This is a genomic window from Nesterenkonia massiliensis, assembly GCF_000455245.1.
GTDB lineage: Bacteria > Actinomycetota > Actinomycetes > Actinomycetales > Micrococcaceae > Nesterenkonia > Nesterenkonia rhizosphaerae.
This window is the reverse complement of sequence record NZ_HG005166.1, coordinates 249728-270922: the sequence shown is the minus strand read 5'-3', so window position 1 is coordinate 270922 and position 21195 is coordinate 249728. Positions and strand designations below refer to the sequence as shown.

Here is a 21195-nt window from a genome sequence, read left to right as displayed (position 1 = left end):
GATGCGCACCCGCGCGGTACCGGGATGCTGGTGGTCCCCTCGGTGACGGAGTTCGGCGCGAAGGCCATGACCCATGCCTCCGCCAAATGGGCATGGGCCGCCGACGCTCTGACCGCCGTGCTCGGGCCCGGGCATCACCTGGTGCGCCTCTCCTACGGCCGCATCACCGACACCCCTGATTCGCCCACACTGGGCTTCCAGTCCAGCGACGAGCAGCTGCTGGCAGCCGCGGCAGCGGACTCCCCCGGCTGACCGGCGTCCCCCTTGGTCCGGAGCAGATCCTTGATGCAGACGTGGTGCGCTGGGAGCGGGCCCTGCCAGCTGCCTCCGCTGGGCATCTGCAGCGGGTTCAACAACTCCGGCAGGCGCTCAGCCAGCAGCGCCAGTTACCTCAGGGCGAAGCGGGCACCAAGATATGGACTGCTGGCTCCTGGTTCGCCGGCACCGGGCTGGCCCGGGTCATCCCGGATGCCCGCGCTGTGGCCGCCCGGATGCTGGAGAACTGATCCACCCTTGAACTGTTAAGGAACTCTTCAGCTTTCTTCCTGGTAGCGGTGACCTGCGGTTTTTAGCGTGATGGGTGTTGGACGAGCCAACAGCAACCCGATCCTTCAAAGGAAGGTGATCCACCATGCAGCTCGCCGATCTACGTCACATCTATGACGCCGAGGGGCCCTTCGCCACCGTGTACCTCCAAGCCGGTGAAGCCGGTGCCGACGCCGAACAGCAGGTCCGGCTGCGCTGGGACCAGCTGCGCAGCCAACTCGCCGACGCCGGAGCCGACGATCAAGCCATTGACGCCCTAGACCAAGCGCTCTCTGCGGGCAAAGCCCAGGCAGTGCAGTCCGAAGGCCGTGTCCTGGTGGCCAACCGGGAGGGACTGCTGCTGGAGGAAAACTTCGACGCCGCCCACGGAGCGGGCGATCTCGCCGTCGTCGGCCCGCTGCCCCAGCTGGGAAACTACATCCGGGAACGTGCGCGGTCACTGCGGATGCTGGTGGCCATCGCTGATCAGGAAGGCGCTGTGCTGCGCCGGGTGGTCATGACCTCCTCGGAAGTCCATGAGACCGGACCGGAGAGTTCTGTGGAAGGTAGCGCCGTGGAATCTGTGCACAAACCGCGCGGCAATGCGCTCTCACACCGGCAGATCCAGAACACTGCGGATGAAGCCGCCAAGCAGAATATCCGCGACGTCGTCGCCTCCGTGACCAAGGCCGCCAAGTCCTGGAAACCAGACGTGCTGGTGCTCGCCGGAGAGACTCAGGGCCGGAAGCTGCTGCATGAACAGTTGCCTGCTGACTTGCAGAGCATCGCCCGGGAGGTGGAATCCGGCGGAGGCATCCCCTCCGGATCCGCTGATGAAGGTGGCGAGCGCGCCCTCCAGGAGGATCTGGAGGCCCTGGCCCGAACACTGACCATCGAGAAAGCCCGGGCACAGACAGATCGTTATCAGGAGTCCAAGGCCGGCAACCTCACTGTGGAAGGCGCAGAAGATATCCGCCGGGCCGCCCAGCTCGGTGCCATCGATACCCTGCTGCTGCGCTATGACCAGCAGGCAGACGACGAAGAGCAGCTGCTGTACGCTGCCGCGAGCGTGGATGCCGCGGTCGCCCTGGTGGGCACCAGCATCACCGATCATGCCGCGGCCATTCTGCGCTACGAGGCCCCCGTGGACCAGATGGACGTCAACCCTTAGGCCCCTGCGGCACGTGCTCACCCTGACTCCGCTCAGGTTCCACATCAGCGGCCGCTACTAGACTGGAGCAGTGAGCGAAACAGTGCCTGAGGAAACAGCGCCGGCAACCGGCCAAAACGAGGACGCCACACCTGGCCGTGACCTGCGTGAAGAGTACGCGCAGCTGGTAGAAGAGGTCCGCAAACACCGGATCGCCTACTACCAGGAGGCCCGGCCGCTGATCTCGGATGCGGAGTTCGACGAACTCTACGAGCGCCTCCAGCAGATCGAAGCTGAGCATCCCGAGCTGGTCACCGCTGACTCCCCCACCCAGGAGGTAGGCGGCGAGGTCTCGGAGGCGTTTTCCCCGGTCAAACACATACAGCGGCTCTACTCACTGGAAGATCTGTTCTCCCGCAGCGAGCTGCGCACCTGGTACGACCGCGCGCTGACGAGCCTGACTCAACTGCGGCCCGAGGCCGTCTCGCAGGGGGTGAAATGGCTCGCTGAGGTGAAGATCGACGGTCTGGCCATCAACCTGCTCTACCGCGAGGGCAAACTGGTGCGAGCTGCGACCCGCGGCGACGGCATCACCGGTGAAGACGTGACACACAATGTGCTCACCATCGGGGATATTCCGCAGCAGCTCAGCGGAGAGAATCATCCGGCGGAGCTGGAAGTCCGTGGGGAGATCTTCATGCCCACCGCCGACTTTCACGCCTTCAACGAGCAGCTGACCGCACAGGGCAAGGCACCGTTGGCCAATCCGCGCAATGCCGCCGCCGGCTCCCTGCGACAGAAGGATCCCGCCAAAACCGCTGAGCGCCCGCTGTCCATGTTCGTGCACGGCATCGGCGCCCGGGAGGGCATCACCCTGACTTCCCAGCACGAGGTCTACGACCAGCTGGCGGCCTGGGGCCTGCCGGTGAGCCCCTATACCCAGCTGCTGGAAAGCTACGAGCAGATCGAGGACTATCTCGATGAGCATCTGAAGAACCGGCACAGCCTGGTCCACGAGATCGACGGCGTGGTCATCAAGGTGGACAGCTTTGACCTGCAGCGAGCCCTGGGACATACCTCCCGGGTACCGCGCTGGGCTGCGGCCTATAAGTACCCGCCGGAGGAGAAATCCACCGAACTCCTGGACATCCGCGTGCAGGTGGGCCGCACCGGCCGCGTCACACCGTTTGCGGTTCTGGAGCCGGTGAAGGTGGCCGGCTCCGAGGTCTCCAAAGCCACCCTGCACAACCAGGACGTGGTGAAGCTGAAGAACCTGATGATCGGCGACCGCGTGCTGGTCCGCAAAGCCGGGGACGTGATCCCTGAGGTACTGGGGCCGGTACTTGCCGAACGGGAGAAGCGTGAGAAAGAGCCCGGCAAGCTGAAAGAGTTCGTGTTCCCCAGTCATTGCCCGGCCTGCGGTGCCGAGCTGGCACCGGCCAAAGAGGGCGACGTCGATTACCGCTGCCCCAATGCCCAGACTTGCCCGGCCCAGCTGGCCGAACGAGTCATCCATGTCGGTTCGCGCGGGGCATTGGACATCGAGGCCCTGGGTGAAGAAGCCGGACTCGCGCTGACCAATCCGGACCCGGAAGAGGTGCGCCCACCCAAGGAACTCATCGACGTGGACAAGACTGCAGAATCCGGGGCTACGGTGGAGTACGACGACGAGGGCCAGCCGCTGGCGCAGAAACCGGTGCTGCGCAATGAGGCCTCGCTGTTCGACATAACCCCTGAAGACCTCAAAGGCGTGTACCGGTGGCGTGAGGTACTGGAGAAGAGCCCCGAGACCGGCAAGTTCGAAGGCACTGGCCGATTCGCCCCCGTGCTGTATTTCTGGACCAAACCGCAGTACGTCAAAGGTGAGCTGAAGGAAGCCTCCAAGCCGCGCGAGAACACGGTCAAGCTGTTCTCCGAGCTGGAGAAAGCCAAAGAGCAACCCCTGTGGCGGGTGCTGGTGGCCCTGTCCATCCGACACGTGGGCCCCACCGCCTCACGCGCGCTGGCCAGCGCCTATGGATCGATGCAGAAGATTCGGGCGGCCAGCGAGGAGGAGCTGGCGGGGATCGACGGTGTAGGCCCCACGATTGCCGCCTCCATCCGCGAATGGTTCAGCGTGGACTGGCACTGTCAGATTCTGGAGAGCTGGGCTGCGGCCGGAGTGCGGATGGAAGACGAGGTGGATGAGTCCACCCCCCGCACCCTGGAGGGGCTGACCGTTGTGGTCACCGGCTCTTTGGAGAACTTCTCCCGGGATGAATCCAAAGAAGCCATCATCAGTCGCGGCGGTCGGGCCTCCGGCTCAGTCTCGAAGAAGACCGATTATGTGGTGGCCGGTGAGAATGCCGGTTCCAAACTCACCAAGGCTGAGACGCTGGGTGTGCCGGTACTGGATGAGGACGAGTTCGTTGCACTGCTGGAAAAAGGGCCTGAGGGAGTATCACAATGACTGACGCACGAATCACTGAACTGCTGGAGATCGCCCAGGAGGCCGCTGCCGCGGGCGCTGCCGTACTGGCAGAACGTGACGAGGTTGCTCCCACCGGCACAGGGCTGACCGAAGACCAGTCCGGAGTGAAGACCAAATCATCAGAATCCGACCTGGTCACTGACTTCGATCGCAGGGCGGAGGAGGCCGTGCGCCAAGCAATCAGCCGCCGTCGGCCTCAGGACACCATCTCTGGCGAGGAATACGGCACCACCGAGGTGGATAATCCCAGCGGCTACCGATGGTCCATCGATCCGTTGGATGGCACCACCAACTTCGTGCGGGGTATCGCCTATTACGGCACCTCCGTTGGACTGCAGGGTCCTGACGGCACGTGGCTGGTGGGCGTGGTCAATGCCCCGGCGCTGAACCGCATCTGGTGGGGCGTGAAGGGCAACGGATCCTTCACCTCGCGCGGAACCAATGAGCCGGTGCGGCTGGTCGGGCCCAGCGGGGATCCGCACGCGGGACTGCTGGCCACCGGCTTCGGCTATGACCCGGCCCGCCGCGAGCAGCAGACCGCCACTGTGGCAGATATGCTGACCGGCTTCGGCAATCTTCGCCGACTCGGTGCCGCGGCACTGGATATTTGCATGGTGGCCGATGGCACCCTGGATGCCTACGCGGAGTACGGCATTTGGGAGCACGATTGGGCGGCAGCTGCGGTGATCGCTGAGGAAGCTGGTGTCCCAGTGCGCCGCCCGGCGGCCGCCAATAGCGCAGAGGCCCCCGACTGGTGCGTGGTGGGTCACCTGGGCATGGAGCACAGCCAGCTCCAGCCCACCCCCACCGGCCTCTGATAGGGCTGAAACCTGCCGAATAGTGAGATATTGCCGCCATTCGGCAGGTTTCAGCCCGGTCAACGGCCGGGAGGGGAGTTTTCCCCGGTTCGGCCACTTTCACGGTAACCCGCTCAGTCTCCACAACGTCGGTCTTCCAACCAAGGAACTGCTGCTTTTTCTTATTGGCTGTAGCTATGCGCATTCGCCGCCCGTTACCGCCCCCACTGCTCGGCAAGACCTTCACCCGCCAGGAAGCCCGCGCTTTAGGGATCTCTGACCGCCGACTGATGGCCCCAGACGTTGAGCGCCTCAGTCGCGGAGTGTATCGGTGTCTGCAGGCCCCGGTCCTCTCCCCCGAGGAGGACACTGACCGGCTCCGGTCATTCCAGCGGATGGTTCCCGGTACCTGGTATTCGCATACCACCGCGGCCGGTCTCTATCGCCTCCCCACCGGCGAGAGAAAGCTGGTGGGACCTTCGCCGATTCATATCAGCGCTTTGTACAGCACGTCGCTAGCGAAACTGCCCAACGTCGTCGTGCACCGGCCTATGAAAGTCGGCGACACTGAAGTCATCGACCTGGATGGAATCAAGGTCTCCTCCCCTGAGAGGACGTTCCTAGAACTGGCGGTCATTATTCCCGTACCGGCCCTTATCACTGCCGGGGACCAATTAGTCCGGATCCCCAAGAAGGCCTATGAGCCCCGGGGACTTCCCTGGACCAGCATCAATGCGCTACGGGATTTCGTCAGCGCCCATCCCCACACGCCAGGTGTCCCGGCGGCGAAGGACGCACTGAGGCTTATCCGGGTAGGTGCCGATTCCGCACCGGAGACCCAGCTGCGATTAGCAATTATTGATATGGGGCTTCCCGAGCCGGCCCTACAGGTACCGGCCTGGCCGGGCTGCCGGTATACCGCAGACCTCGGCTATCCCGAGGTGAAGATTGCCCTGCAGTATGAGGGCGTCCACCACTTCACCCCCGAGCAGCAGGCGGCGGATCAGCGGCGCAACGCCGCCTTTGAAGCAGCTGGGTGGACCGTCATTATGGTCAACCGCGTTGACCTTCGCCAGAACTTCGGCCCAGTGATTCTTCGGCTGGTGCAGCTGCTCGCTGACCGCGGTGCAATCGAGCGGTCCTAATAGAGCTGGAACCTGCCAAATAGCGCGGATTTTCCGCTATTCGGCAGGTTCCAGCTCGGTTCATCAGTAGGTTCTGGTTTAGACCTCTGCGGTGTCCTTTACCTGGGACTTCGAGACGGTCACCATGTCCTCGGGACCTTCGATGTACTCCGGGTCATCCATCAGACGACCAGCCTTGCGATCTGCGAAGTACTGCTCCATCTCCTTCTTCACCACCGGAGCCAGAACAACCAGGCCGATGACGTTGATGAAGATGCACAAGAACAGTGCCGAGTCGGCAAAGTCAATGATGTTGCCGAAGGAGACCAGGCAGCCGATCACGATGAACACCAGGACAATGACACGGAAGATAGTGTCAGAGGTCTGGGACTGGCCGAACAGATACCGCCAGGCCTGGATGCCGTAGTAGCTCCAGGTAATCAGCGTGGAGAAGGCGAACAGGAACACAGCGATCGCCAGGATCACAGAGAAGCCGCTGAAGAACTGGTCAAAGGCGCCGAAGGTCAGGCCGATCGGAGCTGCGGAATGAGTCTCGACTGCTTCATTCCAGGTGGGCTCCCAGGCGAAGATGATGACCAGAGCAGTCATCGTGCAGATGACCACAGTATCGATGAAGGGCTCCAGTGCTGCCACGAAGCCTTCAGAAACCGGGCGGCGGGTCTTCACCGCGGAGTGAGCGATCGGAGCCGAACCGATGCCGGCCTCGTTGGAGAAGGCTGCGCGCTGGACACCGATGATGATGACACCGATCACACCACCGGCCACACCCTCAGGGGAGAATGCGCCCACGATGATCGCGCTGAAGGCCGGACCGATATTTCCGATGTTGGCGATGATCACGATCAAGCAGGACACCACGTAGATGATCGCCATGGCCGGCACCAGAGCACCGGTCACGCGGCCGATGGACTTGATGCCGCCGATGATCACCAGCCCGACCAGACCAGCAAAGATGATGCCGAAGACCAGGGAACCCACCTCGGAGTGCAGGAAGGTATCCTCGTTGCCAACCACGGTGGCCACTGCGTCCTGGAGGCCGGAGAAGGCCGAGTTGGCTTGGAACATGCCACCGCCGATGATGCCGAAGAGCATCACAGAAATTGCGAAGACACCGGTGATGATCGCCACCGGGATACGCCCAAGACGACGGAAAGCCACCGGCAGATACTTGAAGGGGCCACCGTGGACCTCGCCGGTCACCGGGTCGATCTCGCGGTAGCGAACGCCCAGAGTACATTCGACGAACTTGGTGCACATGCCGAAGAGGCCCGCCAGGATCATCCAGAAGGTTGCGCCGGGACCGCCAAGCGAGACAGCTGCTGCCACACCTGCAATATTGCCCAGGCCCACCGTGCCGGAAACCGCCGCGGTCAGTGCCTGGAAGTGATTGACCTCACCGGGATCATCCTTGCGGGACCACTTGCCGCGGACCACCTCAAGGGCGACCTTGAAGCCGCGGAACTGCACGGCCTTGAAGTAAATGGTGAAGCCGATGGCGGCCACGATCGCCCACAGCACCACCAGGGAACCATCCCAGAGAACTGAGTCCTCCGGGAAGGGGCTACCCAGCGGAATGGTGACCTGTGTACCGAAGATCAGGTTCACGAAGAAGCCGGTGGCTTCACCGAAGGCTTCATCGATAGTGTCAGCGAACTGCTGAATACCGGAGACCTCTTCTTCGGCCTCCGCAGCAGCTAACAGTCCCAGTGGACTCATGTTGTTCATCCCCTCGTGTGGATGTTCCGATGCGAGTAATTGCATACTCATTGCAGCCGGGGTAGACCCCGATTGCGCAATAATCTACGCCTAGCCTGTTTCGATCTCTTTGCGCCACGCAATGAAAATGTAACAGTCATGTTTCCAGAATCCGGAAAATTGCGCTAGAGCATCCACAACATGGACTTGCGTTCAAAGACAGCAAAGCGCCCGCCCTTTCCCCTGGTCAGGGAAGGGACGGGCGCTTAGTCAGCTGGCGACTGGAGGTGGGGTCAGCCCTCGATACCGAGTTTGTTCAGCACAATCTCGCGGACCTTACCGGCATCCGCCTGGCCGCGAGTTTCTTTCATCACCGGTCCGATGAGAGCCCCGATGGCCTTAAGTTTGCCCGCAGCGACCTTCTCCACCACATCCGGGTTCTCTGCCATGGCCTTCTCCACTGCGGCAGTCAGCGCGCCGTCGTCGGAGACCACTTCAAGGCCGCGGTCAGCAACAATCTTGCTCGGAGCGCCCTCGCCGTCGAGGTGGTGCTCCAGTACCTGGCGGGCGATCTTGTCATTGATCCGACCCTCCTCGATCAGCTTGTTCAGCTCCACGATGGTCGCCGGCTCCACGCCGAGTGCGGCCGGCTCCACCTCACGGGCATTGGCCACCCGGGAGATCTCGCCCATCCACCACTTGCGAGCCACTGCCGGTGAAGCGCCCGAGGCGACAGTCTCCTCGATCTGGTCCATCAGACCCGCCGCGAGCACATCGCGGAATTCCTTATCCGAGTAGCCCCAAGCCTCACGCAGACGACGACGGCGCTCCGCCGGCGGCTCCGGCAGCTCAGCGCGCAGCCGCTCGATCCACTCCTGATCGGTGACGATCGGCAGCAGGTCCGGCTCCGGGAAGTACCGGTAGTCATCAGCATCGGATTTCGGCCGCCCGGAGGACGTGGTGCGGGTGTCCTCCTTCCAGTGCCGGGTCTCCTGCACGATGGAACCACCAGCGGCCAGAATGCCCGCGTGTCGGCGGATCTCATAGTGCACAGCGTGCTCCACTGCACGCAGGGAGTTGACGTTCTTCGTCTCCGAGCGGGTACCGAACTTCCCGGCCCCCTTCTCCATGAGGGAGACATTGGCATCGCAACGGACATTGCCGCGCTCCATACGGGCATCGGAGATGCCCAGAGCCTTCACGATGTCGCGGATTGCGGTCACATAGGCCCGGGCGATCTCCGGGGCGCGCTCGCCGGCACCAGTAATGGGTTTGGTGACGATCTCAATGAGCGGCACACCCGCACGGTTGTAATCCACCAGCGAGTAGTCCGCACCCTGAATACGCCCGGAACCACCGGCGTGGGTCAGTTTGCCGGCGTCCTCTTCCATATGCGCCCGCTCGATCTCCACGCGGAAGATCTCGCCGTCGTCGAGCTCCACATCCAGGTAGCCATCGAAGGCGATGGGCTCGTCGTACTGGGAGGTCTGCCAGTTCTTCGGGGTATCCGGGTAGAAGTACTGCTTGCGAGCGAAGCGGCAGGTCTCCGCAATGGAGCAGTTCAGCGCCAGGCCCAGCTTGATGGCGTACTCCACGGCAGTCTTATTGACCACCGGCAAGGTGCCGGGCAGACCCAGGTCCACCTCGTTGACATTGGTGTTGGGCTCATCACCAAAGGCATTCGGCGCCGAGGAGAACATCTTGGTCTTGGTGTTCAGCTCCACGTGGACCTCAAAGCCCATGACCGGCTCGAAGCGCTCCAGCGCCTCGTCAAAGCTCAGCGGTGCGGGTTCACTCAGTGTCTGGTTCACTTGGCTCCCTCCAAGTCCGGGATGCGAGCCCACAGCGGCTCGGCGTCCTCCTGCAGCAGCTTCTCCAGTGCCGCACCTGCACGGTAGATGCGGGCGTCCTCGCGGATCGGGGCGAGGAACTGGATGCCCACCGGCAGCCCCTCTGAGAGGCCACCCGGCACCGAGATGCCGGGAACACCTGCCAGGTTCGCCGGGATGGTTGCCACGTCATTGAGATACATGGCCAGCGGGTCATCAAGCTTCTCGCCCAGCGGGAACGCCACGGTGGGCGCCGTCGGGGAGATCAGCACATCGGCTTTCTCGAACGCTGCGTCGAAGTCCCGCTGAATCAGGGTGCGGATCTTCTGAGCCGAGCCGTAGTAGGCGTCGTAGTAGCCTGCCGAGAGTGCGTATGTGCCCAGGATGATGCGGCGCTTGACCTCTTCACCGAATCCTGCAGCACGAGTGGCACCCATGACTCGCTCAATGGTGAGCGGGCCATCCCCAGGCACCACACGGGTGCCGTAGCGCACGCCGTCGAACTTCGCCAGGTTCGAGGAGGCCTCAGAGGGCATGATCAGGTAGTAGGCGCCCAGCGCGTAGTCAAAGCTGGGGCAGTCCACCTCCACGATCTCTGCTCCGGCCTGGCGCAGCTTCTGGAGCGACTCGTTAAAACGCTCAAGCACACCGGACTGATAGCCCTCGCCCTGAAGCTGCTTGATAACACCGATCCGCAGACCGGCGACATCGGTATCCACGGCAGCCTGCGCAAAGGCGGGCACGGGTTCGTTCAAGGAGGTGGAGTCCTTGGGATCGTGGCCGGCGATCAGCTCGTGCAGCAGCGCAGCGTCCTCCACGGTGCGCGTCACCGGGCCGATCTGATCCAGCGAGGAGGCCATGGCGATCGCACCGTAGCGCGAGACCGAACCGTATGTGGGCTTGGTTCCCACAGTGCCGGTGACCGCGCCGGGCTGGCGGATGGAACCACCGGTATCAGTACCCAGCGCCAGCGGAGCCTCAAAGGCGGCCACAGCTGCAGCGGAACCGCCACCGGAACCACCAGGGATACGCGAGGTGTCCCATGGGTTGCGGGTAGGACCGTAGGCCGAGTGCTCAGTGGATGAGCCCATCGCGAACTCATCCAGGTTGGTCTTGCCCAGGATCGGCAGTCTCGCGGCACGGATCTTGGTGATCACCGTGGCGTCGTAGGGGCTCATCCAGCCCTGCAGCATCTTGGAGCCTGCCGTAGTGGGCTGACCCTTGGTGACGATCAGGTCCTTGATGGCGATCGGCACACCAGCCAGCGGGTGCAGATTCTCAGCCTCCTCGCCACCGGCTGCGCGGATGGCATCCACCTCAGCGGCAGTAGCCAGCGCTTCTTCAGCGGAGACATGCAAGAACGCGTTGATCTGGCCGTCGACCTCAGTGATGCGATCCAGATGCGCCTGGGTGAGCTCCACCGAGGTGATCTCACCGGCACGCAGTTTCGCGGCCATCTCTGCCGCGCTCAGGCGAATGAGGCTATGGGGCGTCGTCGTCATCTCTTACTCCTCATCCAGGATTGCCGGGACTTTGAAGCGTCCGTCTTCGGCGTCGGGGGCATTGCTCAGCGACTGCTCGGAGGTGAAGACCTCGCCGACTACGTCTTCACGGAAGACATTGATCAGCGGCAGCGGGTGGCTGGTGGCCGGGACGTCGTCGCCGGCTGCTCCCTGGACGGTTTTCACTGAATCGACGATGACGGCCAGCTCGCCGGCCATCTTCTCCAGCTCAGCCTCGGTCATGGCAATATGGGCCAGTTTGGCAAGATGCTCGACGTCGGCGCGCGAGATCTCAGACATGCAGCTCCCTTGGGTAGGGGGTGGGGTTCTCAAGGACTCAGTCTAGTGCGGGCTGAACGCCCGGGGGCTCAGTCGCCCTTGACGTCCACTAGAACGACGGTGACATTATCGCGGCCCCCGGCGCGCAGGGACTGGTGAATCAACCAGTCCACGGTCTCCTGGGCGTTACGCCCGGCATTGAGGATTGCCGCGATCTCATCATCAGTCAGTTCGCCGGTGAGTCCATCTGAACAGATCAACAGGCGCTGACCAGGGGTGATGGTGGCGGTGAAGTAGTCCGCTGCCCATACCTCACCGGCACCCAGGGCGCGGGTGATGACATTGCGATTGGGGTGGGTGTGGATCTCTTCGGCGGTGATCATGCCGGAGTCAAAGAGTTCCTGCACCTGGGAGTGGTCCCGGGTCAGCCGGATGAGTGCGCCGTCATGGAGCAGGTAGGTGCGCGAATCTCCGATGTTGAAGACCAGCCACTGCCACTGGCCCTGCCCCTCCCCGGTGGGGGCAGGGATCACCACGGCCCCAGAGAGCGTGGTGCCGGCTTTGGAGTCTGTGGCTTCCCGGATGCGTCGGTCGGCGTCATCGAGGTAATGCTGGATCTCCCGCTCGGTGACCTGCCCGCCGGCGGCCTCCCAGCCTTCGGCCAGCGCCTGAACGGCAAGCGAGGAGGCGACCTCGCCAGCCTCATGACCGCCCATCCCGTCAGCTACTGCGAACAGCGTGTCAGTGACGACGTAAGAGTCTTCATTGAGCTGGCGGCGCAGGCCTACATGCGAACCGTATCCGTAATCGACATACGGTTCGTCCGGCGAATCGGGAGTATGCGCGCTGGAGACCACGTCACCATCTTTGCACGGATGATATGGAAACGTGATCTTGACGACGTTGGGCGGAGTCAGCAGATCAGCTTTGATCCAGCACAATCCCGGTGCCGCTGGCCCGTAGCAGCATGCTGGGGGCGACTTCTCCGAAGCCGCGCACAATCCGCGGCGGCTGGGGCACCAGCAGGTAGTCCTCACTGCGTTCCAGGGCCGCAGCTGTATCAGCATCCACCAGGATGGTGCCCGGATCAGCCAGCGACGTCAGCCGCGCCGCCAGGTTCACTGTGGGCCCGTAGATATCACCCATCCGGGAGAGCACTCGGCCCCACACCACAGAAACCCTGGCCTGCGGCAGCACGTCATCTGCCGCAATGGTCTCAGCAAGTGCCAGCGCAATCTCCGCACCGGCCTCAGGGGTTTCGGCGTTGTAGAGCACCTCATCTCCTACGGTCTTGACCAGCCGGCCGCCACCGATGGAGATGATCTCCGCACATTTGGACTCGAAACGCTGCACCATCTGCGCCAAGGTGCGCTCGCTCATCTGGCGCGAGAGCGAGGTATAGGAGACCAGATCGGCGAAGCCCACTGCTCGGGCCAGGGGCAGCGGCGCATCGGAGCCCCCCGCATCGCGCCCACGGCTGACCGCGGCCAGCCCGGACTCCACACGGACGGTGAGTCGCTGCAGGGCCGCGGAGAGCTGACGCCGCCAGGCGTAACCCATCAGCTGCTGCAGCGGTTCAATGAGCTGCGGCAGTGATTCCACCACGTGACGGCGGGCCTCGGCGTCGTCGTACCCCTCATTGGTGATTTTGTCCTCCACCAGGGCCTCGATCTGCCAGACCACCATGCGGTCAGTCATTTGTCCCACCGAGCGGGTCAGCGAGATTGCCGTCTCCTCATTCAGGTAGCCCTCACGCACCAGACCAACCATGGTGGTCAGCGCCTGCGCATCTGCCTCGGTGAAGGCAGTGACATCGTCCTCCAGGTTGGGAAATCCCAGGGCACGCCAGAGTTTGCGGGCTGAATGCGTGGACACCCCCATGCGGGAGGCCATCTCGCGGTACGTAAGGGTGCGCTCAGCACCCAAGAGCCGGCGCTCCAGCTGCCGGATGTTCCGGTGCCATTCGCGCTGCTCCATCGTCGGAACCGGAATCGCCGCAGTATGCGGGTGACGCTCGGCCGAAGCGGAGTCCAGCTCCATCCCTGGGTGCCCGGCAGCGAAGGCCTGGGCCTCTTCAGTGGCCTGCGGCGGCGCGGCCGGCAAGGTGTCTGCGCGCGCGACTGTCCCGGAGGCGATGGAAGGAAAGTCTGTCCAGTCAGAGCGAGCCGCGGCGAGTTCCTCAGGGGTGTAACCGCCCTCGTCACCGGGGCGGGGGATCTCCTGGGTCTCATCGGCCATATAGTCACCGATTCCCCCGAAGCCGCGACGGCGGGCTCGCTCCCAGGCCTCACTTCCGCGACGCTTGTCATCGGTGCTCTCCGCCTGGTCCGACTGCTCGGCGGCTTGATCGGGCCCGGACCCAAGCCCCGGCTCAGCGTCCGAACGCGGATCCATACACATCCCCGGGCGCGGCATAGGGCTGCGGGCCAGCAGCGTAGGCAGCACGGGCAGCCCGGCGTCGATACTCGGTCAGCTGCTCAGCAATAAGCGTGTTGAACCGTTCAGCGTCAGGCATGTCCTTCAATCTGGTTCGCTGGTGCTGGCCATAGGCGCCGTGAATGAGCAGCAGGTCCCCCGCCCCTGACATACCCTGCATACTCGAGATGCGCAGTTCCGCCTGAGAGAGCAGCGCCAGCGGCACCACAGTGGCCTGTGCAGCCCCGATCAGGTTCTTCTGCACCACGCGTTCTGTGGTCAGGTAGGTGAAGCGGTTCAGCCACACCAGCGCTGGTTTAAGCGACCCGAAGGCCAGGGAGATCAGACCCGCCGCCCAGATCAGGAAAACCAGGATGTGGCGGTAGTGCTCAATAAAGGCCGGCTGGGTGGGGCGTGAGACATAACCGAGCAGGAAACTCATCAGCCCGATGGTCACCAATAGGTTGATCACCGCAGGCAGCAGGGCCCGATGATGGGCGCGCGTACGCACCACCACTTGCTCACCGTCAACCAGCTTCAACAGCACGAGCCGGCACCTCCCGGGTCAGATTCTCGGGCTCAGCTTTCTAGTCTACTGAAACCTCGCCAGGCTGCGCTCGCCTGGTCTGCAGGCCTGGTGAGCGCATCATGGGTCCAGTCATTGAAGCGGACGAAGGTGAACGACATCTCCAGCAGTGAATTCCTCCACACTGGCGGGCACCTGCTCCCACAGCTGCTCATCGCCTCCCCCGGCTTCCGGATCCAGGACACTGCGACGGCGGCTGGTCACCTCAACCACCAATGCGCCGTCCTGCTGGATCCCAACCGCGGTGCCGCGAACCCCGGTACCGTCGGGAAGCTCGAGGCGCACCTGCTGCCCCACAGTGCTGATGGCTTCGACAATGGCCTCCCGCACTGCTGCAATGTCTCCAGCACTGTGCGCCTGTGAGTAGAGATCGTGGGTGTGCTGAAGCCAGCTGCAGAGCACCTGGGTGCGCAGGGTGGCAGCTTCGGCCACCCCGTGCGAGGTGCCCAGATCGGGAGCCGGCATCCAGGCCCGCTGCAGTTCCAGCAGTACCGAGGTCGCCGTCGTCGTCGGCAGTTCCTCCTGGGTCAGGAGCACATTGATACCGGCTCCCAGCACTAGTACCTGGGGGTCCCCGGGAGGCACTACTGCCAGTAACCCGGCGATCTTGCGTCCCTGGACGTGGACATCATTGGGCCATTTCAGTTCCGCATCCAGTCCGAGCTCCCGCAGTGTTCGCACCAATGCCCGCCCAGCCAGCATGGTCAACCAATGCCACTGCTGCCGTGGAAGAGTGCTGCGCAGGACCACGGAGGTGGACAGCGAAGCACCCTTGGGCGAGGCCCAGCTGCGACCCAGTCTGCCGCGCCCGTCGGTCTGTTCTTCTGTGGTGAGCACAGCGAAATGCGGCCAGTGCGCAGCGAAGTCCGGCGCCTGCGCGGCGGCCACCAGCTCAGCGTTGGTGGAAGTGGCGGATTCGTGCCGGACCAGACGCGAGACCAGGCCGGGGCGCACCAGCTGCTGGTTCAGCCGGTGCGCGTCCAAGGGTGCCAGGTAATGAGTCATCTATAGGAAGATATCCGGAACCAGCTCGGTACCCGGGGTCACCGCATAGGAGCTGAGATCGGTGATACCTGCAGCGGCAAGCACCTGCTCATCGGTCAGGAATGGACTGGAGAGCTCCCCACCAAAGTCCGCACTGCCGCTGATCAGCGCATATGCAGCATCGGCCATGATCTGGGGCTTGCGGCTCCCAGCCAGCATCTTCTCCCCGCCCGGAAGGTTCGCGATGGCTGCCGTTTCAATGAGGGTGGCCGGCCACAGCGAGTTCACGGTGATCCCCTCAGGCCCAAGCTCCGCGGCCAGCCCGAGAGTAGTCATGGACATCGCATACTTGCTCATGGTGTAGCCCAGGTGCCGGCCAAACCATTTCGGGTCCAGGTTCAGCGGTGGGGACAGAGTCAGGATCCTCGGAGTCCAGCCCTCTTGGGATGCGCTGGTTCGCAGATGCGGGATGGCCGCCTTGGAGAGCGCGAAACTGCCCCTGGCGTTGATGTCCTGCATCAGGTCATAACGCTTCATATCCAGTGCCTCAGTGGGCCGCAGATCAATGGCGGAAGCATTATTGATGACGACGTCGATTCCGCCGAAACGTTCCACAGCTGCGGTCACGGCGGTTTCGACATCTTCGTCGTGGCGAATATCCCCCACCACCGCCAGTCCCTGCCCTCCGGCGGCCTCGACGTCTGCCACAGCTGTATGGACGGTGCCTTCCAGCTTCGGGTGCGGGGTGTCAGTTTTGGCCAGCAGCACCAGATTGGCACCGGCACGGGCGAGCCTCACGGCGATGGAATGGCCAATACCGCGGCTGCCTCCGGAGATCAGCACGGTCCGTCCTGACAGCGTTGCTTCTGAGGCTGAATGACTCTGTGGTGAAGTGGTCTGCGTCATAGCCCCTACTCTATGCGCACGCTACTGGTCAGTAAGGGGAGGTCTTCACGCTCGCAGTTGTGCTCCTTGTAGGATTTCTACATCCTATCTGCGATGAAGCCTCATTAGACTGACGCTCAGTTTGTGGAGTTCCTCCAGAATCGTGAGAATCTGGCGACTTCACCGTGTCCGATGACGTCCACGCGAGAAAGTGCCGCTGAAGAACCTATGAGCTCAGACGCTGACATGACCACCACCGCTGGCAAGCTCGCCGAGTTCCGGCGTCGTCGTGATGAGACCCTGGCCCCGGCTGGGGAAGCCGCCGTAGAGAAGCAGCACAACCGCGGAAAGCACACCGCCCGCGAACGTATCGAGATGCTTCTGGATGAGGACTCGTTCGTGGAGTTCGACGCTCTGGCGGTTCACCGCACCCATGCCTTCGGGATGGAGAAGAAAAAACTGCTCGGTGACGGGCTGGTCTCCGGCTATGGCACCGTCGACGGCCGGCTGGTGGCGGTGTACTCCCAGGACTTCACTGTTTTTGGCGGTTCGCTCTCGGCGGTCAACGGCGAGAAGATCGTCAAGGTCCAGGAGTTCGCCGCACGCAACGGCTGCCCAGTGATTGGCATCAACGACGGCGGTGGCGCGCGCATTCAGGAGGGCGTGGCCTCGCTTGCCATGTTCGCTGATATCTTCCGCAATAACGTCCACTCTTCCGGCGTAATCCCGCAGATCACCCTGATCATGGGTCCTTCAGCCGGCGGTGCTGCGTATTCTCCGGCGCTGACCGACTTCATCATCATGGTGGATAAGACCTCGCACATGTTCATCACCGGACCGGATGTGATCAAGTCCGTGACCGGTGAGGATGTGGATATGGAGACCCTCGGTGGTGCACGCTCGCACTCCACCACCACCGGTACCGCCAGCTATATGGCATCAGATGAAGAGGATGCCATTGAGTTTGCCAAGGAGCTCTTGGAGTTCCTGCCGCTGAACAACCTTGCCGAAGCCCCGGTGGAGCCGGCTGAGGCTCGCCCGAAGATCGAGCTCGAGGATGAGGCGCTCAATCAGCTGATCCCGGACTCAGCTTCGGCTCCCTATGACATGAAGGTGCTCATCGAGCAGCTTCTCGATGACGGGCATTTTCTGGAGCTGCAGTCCCTCTACGCTCCGAACATCATCATCGGCTTCGGCCGGGTTGAAGGCCGCAGCGTGGGCGTGGTGGCCAACCAGCCCAGCCAGTTCGCCGGGACGCTGGATATTTCGGCTTCCGAGAAGGCTGCTCGGTTCGTACGCTTCTGCGATGCCTTCAATATCCCCATCCTGACTCTGGTGGATGTCCCCGGGTTCCTGCCCGGCACTGACCAGGAGTTCGGCGGCATCATTCGACGCGGGGCCAAGCTGCTCTACGCCTACGCTGAAGCCACCGTCCCGAAGGTCACGGTGATTACGCGTAAGGCCTTCGGCGGCGCCTACATTGTGATGGGCTCGAAGAAGCTGGGTGCCGATGTGAACCTGGCCTGGCCCACCGCTCAGATCGGGGTCATGGGCGCTCAGGGAGCAGTGAACATCCTCTACCGGCGGGATCTGGCGGCGGTGGAGAAGGACGGTGGCGACGTCGAGGCCCGCCGCGCAGAGCTGATCGCTGATTATGAGGCAGCCCTGCTGAACCCATATCAGGCTGCCGAGCTGGGTTATATCGACGCAGTGATCGAGCCGGCGGAGACGCGCTGGCATATCACTCAGGCCCTGCGCGCCACCCACCACAAGCGCGAGGCTCTGCCCGCCAAGAAGCACGGGAACATTCCACTGTGAGACCGATGACTAAGTACTACGTTGTTAACGTCTTCAGGCGTGATGGCCGCGGCTACGCGGCCGAGAGCCGAGCGCGGCGTGCACGCGCCGGCGGAACCAGCACCGAGCACGGGAACATTCCGCTGTGAGTGCGCTGTTTGATACCGCCGCGCGGACGGCCGAGTCGGTTGTGAGGACCGCCACCGGCACAGCCTTATCCGAAAGCCCAGAACAGGTCGACGCTGATGCCGCTGTCCTTGACATTGTCGGCACTGAGCTGACAGCGGAGGAGACCGCCGCCGTCGTTGCTGTGATCACACAGCTTCGTGCCGCCCAGACGGCCCGCGCTGATGACGACGCCGGAGCCGCTGGTCCCTCCGATCGAACCTTGCAGCGGCACCGCCGCCTGGCCCAGGATCATCATGGTCTCTGGGGGCGCCCCGGTGGCAGCTCCTGGAGACTGGCCGCGGGAGGTCTGCGATGAGTCGGCAGCGTCATCGTGGCCCGCGGTCCAGCAGCACCCCGCGGCTGATATTGGCCTCGGCTTCACCCAGTCGCCGTGAGATCCTGACTCAGGCCGGCATCCAGTTCGAGGTGGTGGTTTCCGAGGTTGACGAGCGGATGCTCGTGGAGCAGGCCGAGGAAGTCTCCGGGCCACTGACTCCCGCGGAGGAGGCTCAGCTGCTGGCCCAGGCCAAGGCGGAGGATGTCGCTTCCCGCCCGCAGGCCCGTGGTGCCCTGGTGCTCGGCTGTGATTCGGTCTTCGAGCTGGACGGCACCGCTTATGGGAAGCCCTATGAGGTGGATATCGCCGTGGAACGCTGGCAGCAGATGCGCGGCAAGGCCGGAGTCCTGCACACCGGGCATTGGCTGGTCGAATCCACTGAACGCCCGGCCAAGAAGCTGGGCCGGTGGATGAGTGGCGGGATGGAGGCGATACTCGGCTCAGTGCCAGACTCCACTCGCAATCTGGAAGCAGCCGCAGAGACCGTCTCCTCCATCGTGCATTTCGGCACTCCCACTGATGAGCAGATCCGCAGCTATTGCGAATCCGGTGAGCCCCTGCACTGCGCGGGAGCTTTCACGCTGGAGGGCGGGGCTGCGGAGTTCATTGAGAGAGTCGACGGCGACCGCGACGCTGTCATCGGGGTCTCCCCCGCTGCCTTGGGTCGGCTCCTGCAGCGGCTGGGCCATGACCTCAGTACCTATCGAGCCGCACCAGAAGGCAGCCAAGCCTAGAACCGCTTTGTTCGGTGGCGCAGTTTGACGGTATCTGCGCCCCGCTTCGCAAAGAAAAACCGTCAGACTGCGCCACCGAACGCGAAGGAGAGAAGAGATGACCGAGTTTTCAAAGGTGCTGATCGCCAACCGCGGTGAGATCGCTGTACGCGTGATCCGCGCCGCCAGGGATGAGGGCCTGCGCACGGTGGCCGTGTACGCCGAACCCGACCGCGACGCCGTCCATGTGGGACTGGCCGATGAGGCCTTCGCCTTGGGTGGGCAGACCGCCGCTGAGAGCTACCTGGTCATCGATAAGCTGCTGGAAGCCGCCGCAGCCACCGGCGCAGACGCTGTGCACCCCGGCTACGGGTTCCTCTCTGAGAATGCGGACTTCGCTCGCGCGGTCATCGACGCTGGCCTGGTGTGGATCGGCCCCAGCCCGGCGGCCATTGAGACCCTCGGAGATAAGGTCTCCGCCCGCCAGCTGGCCGAGAAGGTGGGCGCTCCTCTGGCCCCGGGCACGAAACAGCCAGTCAAGGACGCCAAAGAAGTCCTGAGATTCGCTGAGAAGCAGGGCCTGCCCCTGGCTATCAAGGCGGCCTATGGCGGCGGTGGACGCGGCATCAAAGTAGTGCGTGAGTATGACGAGATCGTGGAGCTCTACGAATCCGCGGTGCGAGAAGCCACTGCCGCCTTCGGCCGCGGAGAGTGCTTCATCGAGAAGTTCCTGGACCGTCCACGCCACGTGGAAACCCAGTGCCTGGCAGACGCACACGGCAACGTCGTCGTGGTCTCCACCCGTGACTGCTCACTGCAGCGGCGTAACCAGAAGCTCGTAGAGGAGGCCCCGGCCCCCTATCTGAGCCGCGCGCAGGTCCGTCAGCTGTACCGGGCGTCGAAGGCCATCCTGAAGGAGGCCGGCTACACCGGCGCGGGCACCTGTGAGTTCCTCATCGGCCAGGACGGCACTATCAGCTTCCTGGAGGTCAACACCCGACTGCAGGTGGAGCACCCGGTCACCGAGGAGGTCACCGGCATCGATCTGGTCCGGGAGCAGTTCCGCATTGCCCGCGGTGAGAAGCTCGGCTATGACGATCCCGAGCTGCGCGGCCACAGTTTCGAGTTCCGCATCAACGGCGAGGACGCCGGCCGGAACTTCATGCCAGCGCCTGGCACCCTTGAGCGTTTTGACCTGCCGACTGGGCCGGGTGTGCGTGTCGATTCCGGTGTGCGTGCCGGGGAGACCATCTCCGGTGCCTTCGATTCAATGGTTGCCAAGCTGATTGTCACCGGCGCCGACCGCCGTGAAGCGCTGCAGCGCGCTAAGCGTGCACTGGCTGAGATGCGCGTGGAGGGAATGCCCACCGTGCTGCCCTTCCACCAGAAGGTGGTGGAGGATCCTGCCTTCGCCCCGGAGCTCACCAGCACGGGTCCGAAGACACCGGAGTTCTCCGTGCACACCCGGTGGATCGAAACTGAATTCAGCAACGACATTCCGCCGTATAACGCACTGACGGCCCACCCGGCAGGACCCGAAGCCGCAGCGCGTGAAGAAGTGGTGGTGGAGGTCAACGGCAAACGGCTGACTGTCACCGTTCCCGCTTCGCTGGCAGCCGGCACTCTCGCCAACCCAAGCACAGGTCAGAAGAAGCGCCGCAAGAAGCGCACGACGGCGGCAGCTGCGGCTTCTGGCGATTCCCTGACCTCTCCTATGCAGGGCACCGTGGTGAAGGTGGCAGCCAAGAACGGGCAGACCGTGGCCGAGGGTGACCTGGTGGTGGTCCTGGAGGCAATGAAGATGGAGCAGCCCATCACCGCGCATAAGGCCGGAAAGATCAAGGGACTGAAGGTAGAGCCCGGCACTGGCGTGAAGGCTGGCGAAGCGCTGGCCACCATTGAAGGCTGAGCTGGGGCT

General features: G+C 63.4%; 18 protein-coding genes and 1 pseudogene. 9 read left to right on the top strand and 10 right to left on the bottom strand.

The window, feature by feature from the left end; all coding sequences use genetic code 11:
* The 6 genes and pseudogenes from TX78_RS13470 to TX78_RS04420 all read left to right on the top strand — a co-directional run.
* Positions 1–252: pseudogene (locus tag TX78_RS13470) on the top strand (protoporphyrinogen oxidase); the annotation flags it as partial.
* Between the two features lie 44 nt (positions 253–296).
* The gene (locus TX78_RS04440; protein ID WP_147640412.1) at positions 297–506 is read left to right on the top strand and encodes a hypothetical protein; all 210 of its coding nucleotides are present in this window, start codon (positions 297–299) and stop codon (positions 504–506) included.
* Positions 507–631: 125 nt separating this feature from the next.
* Positions 632–1696 (top strand): baeRF2 domain-containing protein, encoded by a 1065-nt coding sequence (locus tag TX78_RS04435; RefSeq protein WP_044494027.1) that lies wholly within the window; start codon positions 632–634, stop codon positions 1694–1696.
* A gap of 70 nt (positions 1697–1766) precedes the next feature.
* Positions 1767–4124, top strand: coding sequence for an NAD-dependent DNA ligase LigA (gene ligA / locus TX78_RS04430; RefSeq protein ID WP_081652562.1), 2358 nt, complete (start codon positions 1767–1769; stop codon positions 4122–4124).
* Positions 4121–4963 carry an inositol monophosphatase family protein gene (locus TX78_RS04425; RefSeq protein WP_044494025.1) on the top strand — a complete coding sequence of 281 codons (843 nt, stop codon included), beginning with the start codon at positions 4121–4123 and terminating at the stop codon, positions 4961–4963. The genes ligA and TX78_RS04425 overlap by 4 nt, the downstream gene beginning before the upstream one ends.
* A 176-nt stretch (positions 4964–5139) precedes the next feature.
* A complete protein-coding gene (locus tag TX78_RS04420; protein WP_044494024.1) occupies positions 5140–6087 on the top strand; it encodes a type IV toxin-antitoxin system AbiEi family antitoxin domain-containing protein in 948 nt (315 codons plus the stop codon).
* 78 nt (positions 6088–6165) lie between these two features.
* Here the strand turns inward: TX78_RS04420 and TX78_RS04415 are convergent, their stop codons facing one another.
* The 9 genes from TX78_RS04415 to TX78_RS04375 all read right to left on the bottom strand — a co-directional run bounded on the left by TX78_RS04415 (position 6166) and on the right by TX78_RS04375 (position 16283).
* Positions 6166–7803, bottom strand: coding sequence for an alanine/glycine:cation symporter family protein (locus TX78_RS04415; RefSeq protein ID WP_049897446.1), 1638 nt, complete (start codon positions 7801–7803; stop codon positions 6166–6168).
* A gap of 272 nt (positions 7804–8075) precedes the next feature.
* Positions 8076–9581: an Asp-tRNA(Asn)/Glu-tRNA(Gln) amidotransferase subunit GatB gene (gene gatB, locus TX78_RS04410; protein ID WP_044494414.1), complete on the bottom strand. Its 1506-nt coding sequence runs from the start codon at positions 9579–9581 to the stop codon at positions 8076–8078.
* 8 nt (positions 9582–9589) lie between these two features.
* Positions 9590–11113, bottom strand: coding sequence for an Asp-tRNA(Asn)/Glu-tRNA(Gln) amidotransferase subunit GatA (gene gatA / locus TX78_RS04405; RefSeq protein ID WP_044494022.1), 1524 nt, complete (start codon positions 11111–11113; stop codon positions 9590–9592).
* A 3-nt stretch (positions 11114–11116) separates the two neighbouring features.
* Positions 11117–11413: an Asp-tRNA(Asn)/Glu-tRNA(Gln) amidotransferase subunit GatC gene (gene gatC, locus TX78_RS04400; protein ID WP_044494020.1), complete on the bottom strand. Its 297-nt coding sequence runs from the start codon at positions 11411–11413 to the stop codon at positions 11117–11119.
* Positions 11414–11481: 68 nt separating this feature from the next.
* Positions 11482–12249, bottom strand: coding sequence for a PP2C family protein-serine/threonine phosphatase (locus TX78_RS04395; RefSeq protein ID WP_044494019.1), 768 nt, complete (start codon positions 12247–12249; stop codon positions 11482–11484).
* A gap of 64 nt (positions 12250–12313) precedes the next feature.
* Positions 12314–13432, bottom strand: a complete 1119-nt coding sequence (locus tag TX78_RS04390) for an adenylate/guanylate cyclase domain-containing protein (protein ID WP_081652591.1) — start codon at positions 13430–13432, stop codon at positions 12314–12316.
* A gap of 331 nt (positions 13433–13763) precedes the next feature.
* A complete protein-coding gene (locus tag TX78_RS04385; protein ID WP_044494018.1) occupies positions 13764–14354 on the bottom strand; it encodes a hypothetical protein in 591 nt (196 codons plus the stop codon).
* Positions 14355–14465: 111 nt separating this feature from the next.
* Entirely contained in the window at positions 14466–15398 is a 933-nt protein-coding gene (locus TX78_RS04380; RefSeq protein ID WP_049897444.1) for a biotin--[acetyl-CoA-carboxylase] ligase, read from the bottom strand.
* Positions 15399–16283: an SDR family oxidoreductase gene (locus TX78_RS04375; RefSeq protein ID WP_044494017.1), complete on the bottom strand. Its 885-nt coding sequence runs from the start codon at positions 16281–16283 to the stop codon at positions 15399–15401. It abuts the gene before it with no gap.
* Between the two features lie 207 nt (positions 16284–16490).
* Between TX78_RS04375 and TX78_RS04370 the strand changes: the two genes are divergently transcribed.
* Entirely contained in the window at positions 16491–18080 is a 1590-nt protein-coding gene (locus tag TX78_RS04370; protein ID WP_044494015.1) for an acyl-CoA carboxylase subunit beta, read from the top strand.
* A 193-nt stretch (positions 18081–18273) separates the two neighbouring features.
* Here the strand turns inward: TX78_RS04370 and TX78_RS13665 are convergent, their stop codons facing one another.
* Entirely contained in the window at positions 18274–18483 is a 210-nt protein-coding gene (locus TX78_RS13665; RefSeq protein ID WP_158644295.1) for a hypothetical protein, read from the bottom strand.
* A 56-nt stretch (positions 18484–18539) separates the two neighbouring features.
* Between TX78_RS13665 and TX78_RS04360 the strand changes: the two genes are divergently transcribed.
* Complete coding sequence (locus TX78_RS04360) at positions 18540–19298, top strand: Maf family protein (RefSeq protein WP_044494013.1); 759 nt, start codon at positions 18540–18542, stop codon at positions 19296–19298.
* A 97-nt stretch (positions 19299–19395) separates the two neighbouring features.
* On the top strand, positions 19396–21186 hold the full coding sequence (locus tag TX78_RS04355) for an acetyl/propionyl/methylcrotonyl-CoA carboxylase subunit alpha (RefSeq protein WP_044494011.1): 1791 nt from the start codon (positions 19396–19398) through the stop codon (positions 21184–21186).
* Positions 21187–21195: the final 9 nt, after the last annotated feature.

Coding starts and splice junctions, on each gene's coding strand:
- TX78_RS04435 (WP_044494027.1), top strand. CDS start 632: ATGCAGCTCGCCGATCTACGTCACATCTATGACGCCGAGGGGCCCTTC.
- TX78_RS04425 (WP_044494025.1), top strand. CDS start 4,121: ATGACTGACGCACGAATCACTGAACTGCTGGAGATCGCCCAGGAGGCC.
- TX78_RS04420 (WP_044494024.1), top strand. CDS start 5,140: ATGCGCATTCGCCGCCCGTTACCGCCCCCACTGCTCGGCAAGACCTTC.
- TX78_RS04415 (WP_049897446.1), bottom strand. CDS start 7,803: ATGAGTCCACTGGGACTGTTAGCTGCTGCGGAGGCCGAAGAAGAGGTC.
- gatA (WP_044494022.1), bottom strand. CDS start 11,113: ATGACGACGACGCCCCATAGCCTCATTCGCCTGAGCGCGGCAGAGATG.
- gatC (WP_044494020.1), bottom strand. CDS start 11,413: ATGTCTGAGATCTCGCGCGCCGACGTCGAGCATCTTGCCAAACTGGCC.
- TX78_RS04390 (WP_081652591.1), bottom strand. CDS start 13,432: ATGGAGCTGGACTCCGCTTCGGCCGAGCGTCACCCGCATACTGCGGCG.
- TX78_RS04380 (WP_049897444.1), bottom strand. CDS start 15,398: ATGACTCATTACCTGGCACCCTTGGACGCGCACCGGCTGAACCAGCAG.
- TX78_RS04375 (WP_044494017.1), bottom strand. CDS start 16,283: ATGACGCAGACCACTTCACCACAGAGTCATTCAGCCTCAGAAGCAACG.
- TX78_RS04370 (WP_044494015.1), top strand. CDS start 16,491: ATGAGCTCAGACGCTGACATGACCACCACCGCTGGCAAGCTCGCCGAG.
- TX78_RS13665 (WP_158644295.1), bottom strand. CDS start 18,483: ATGATGATCCTGGGCCAGGCGGCGGTGCCGCTGCAAGGTTCGATCGGA.
- TX78_RS04360 (WP_044494013.1), top strand. CDS start 18,540: ATGAGTCGGCAGCGTCATCGTGGCCCGCGGTCCAGCAGCACCCCGCGG.
- TX78_RS04355 (WP_044494011.1), top strand. CDS start 19,396: ATGACCGAGTTTTCAAAGGTGCTGATCGCCAACCGCGGTGAGATCGCT.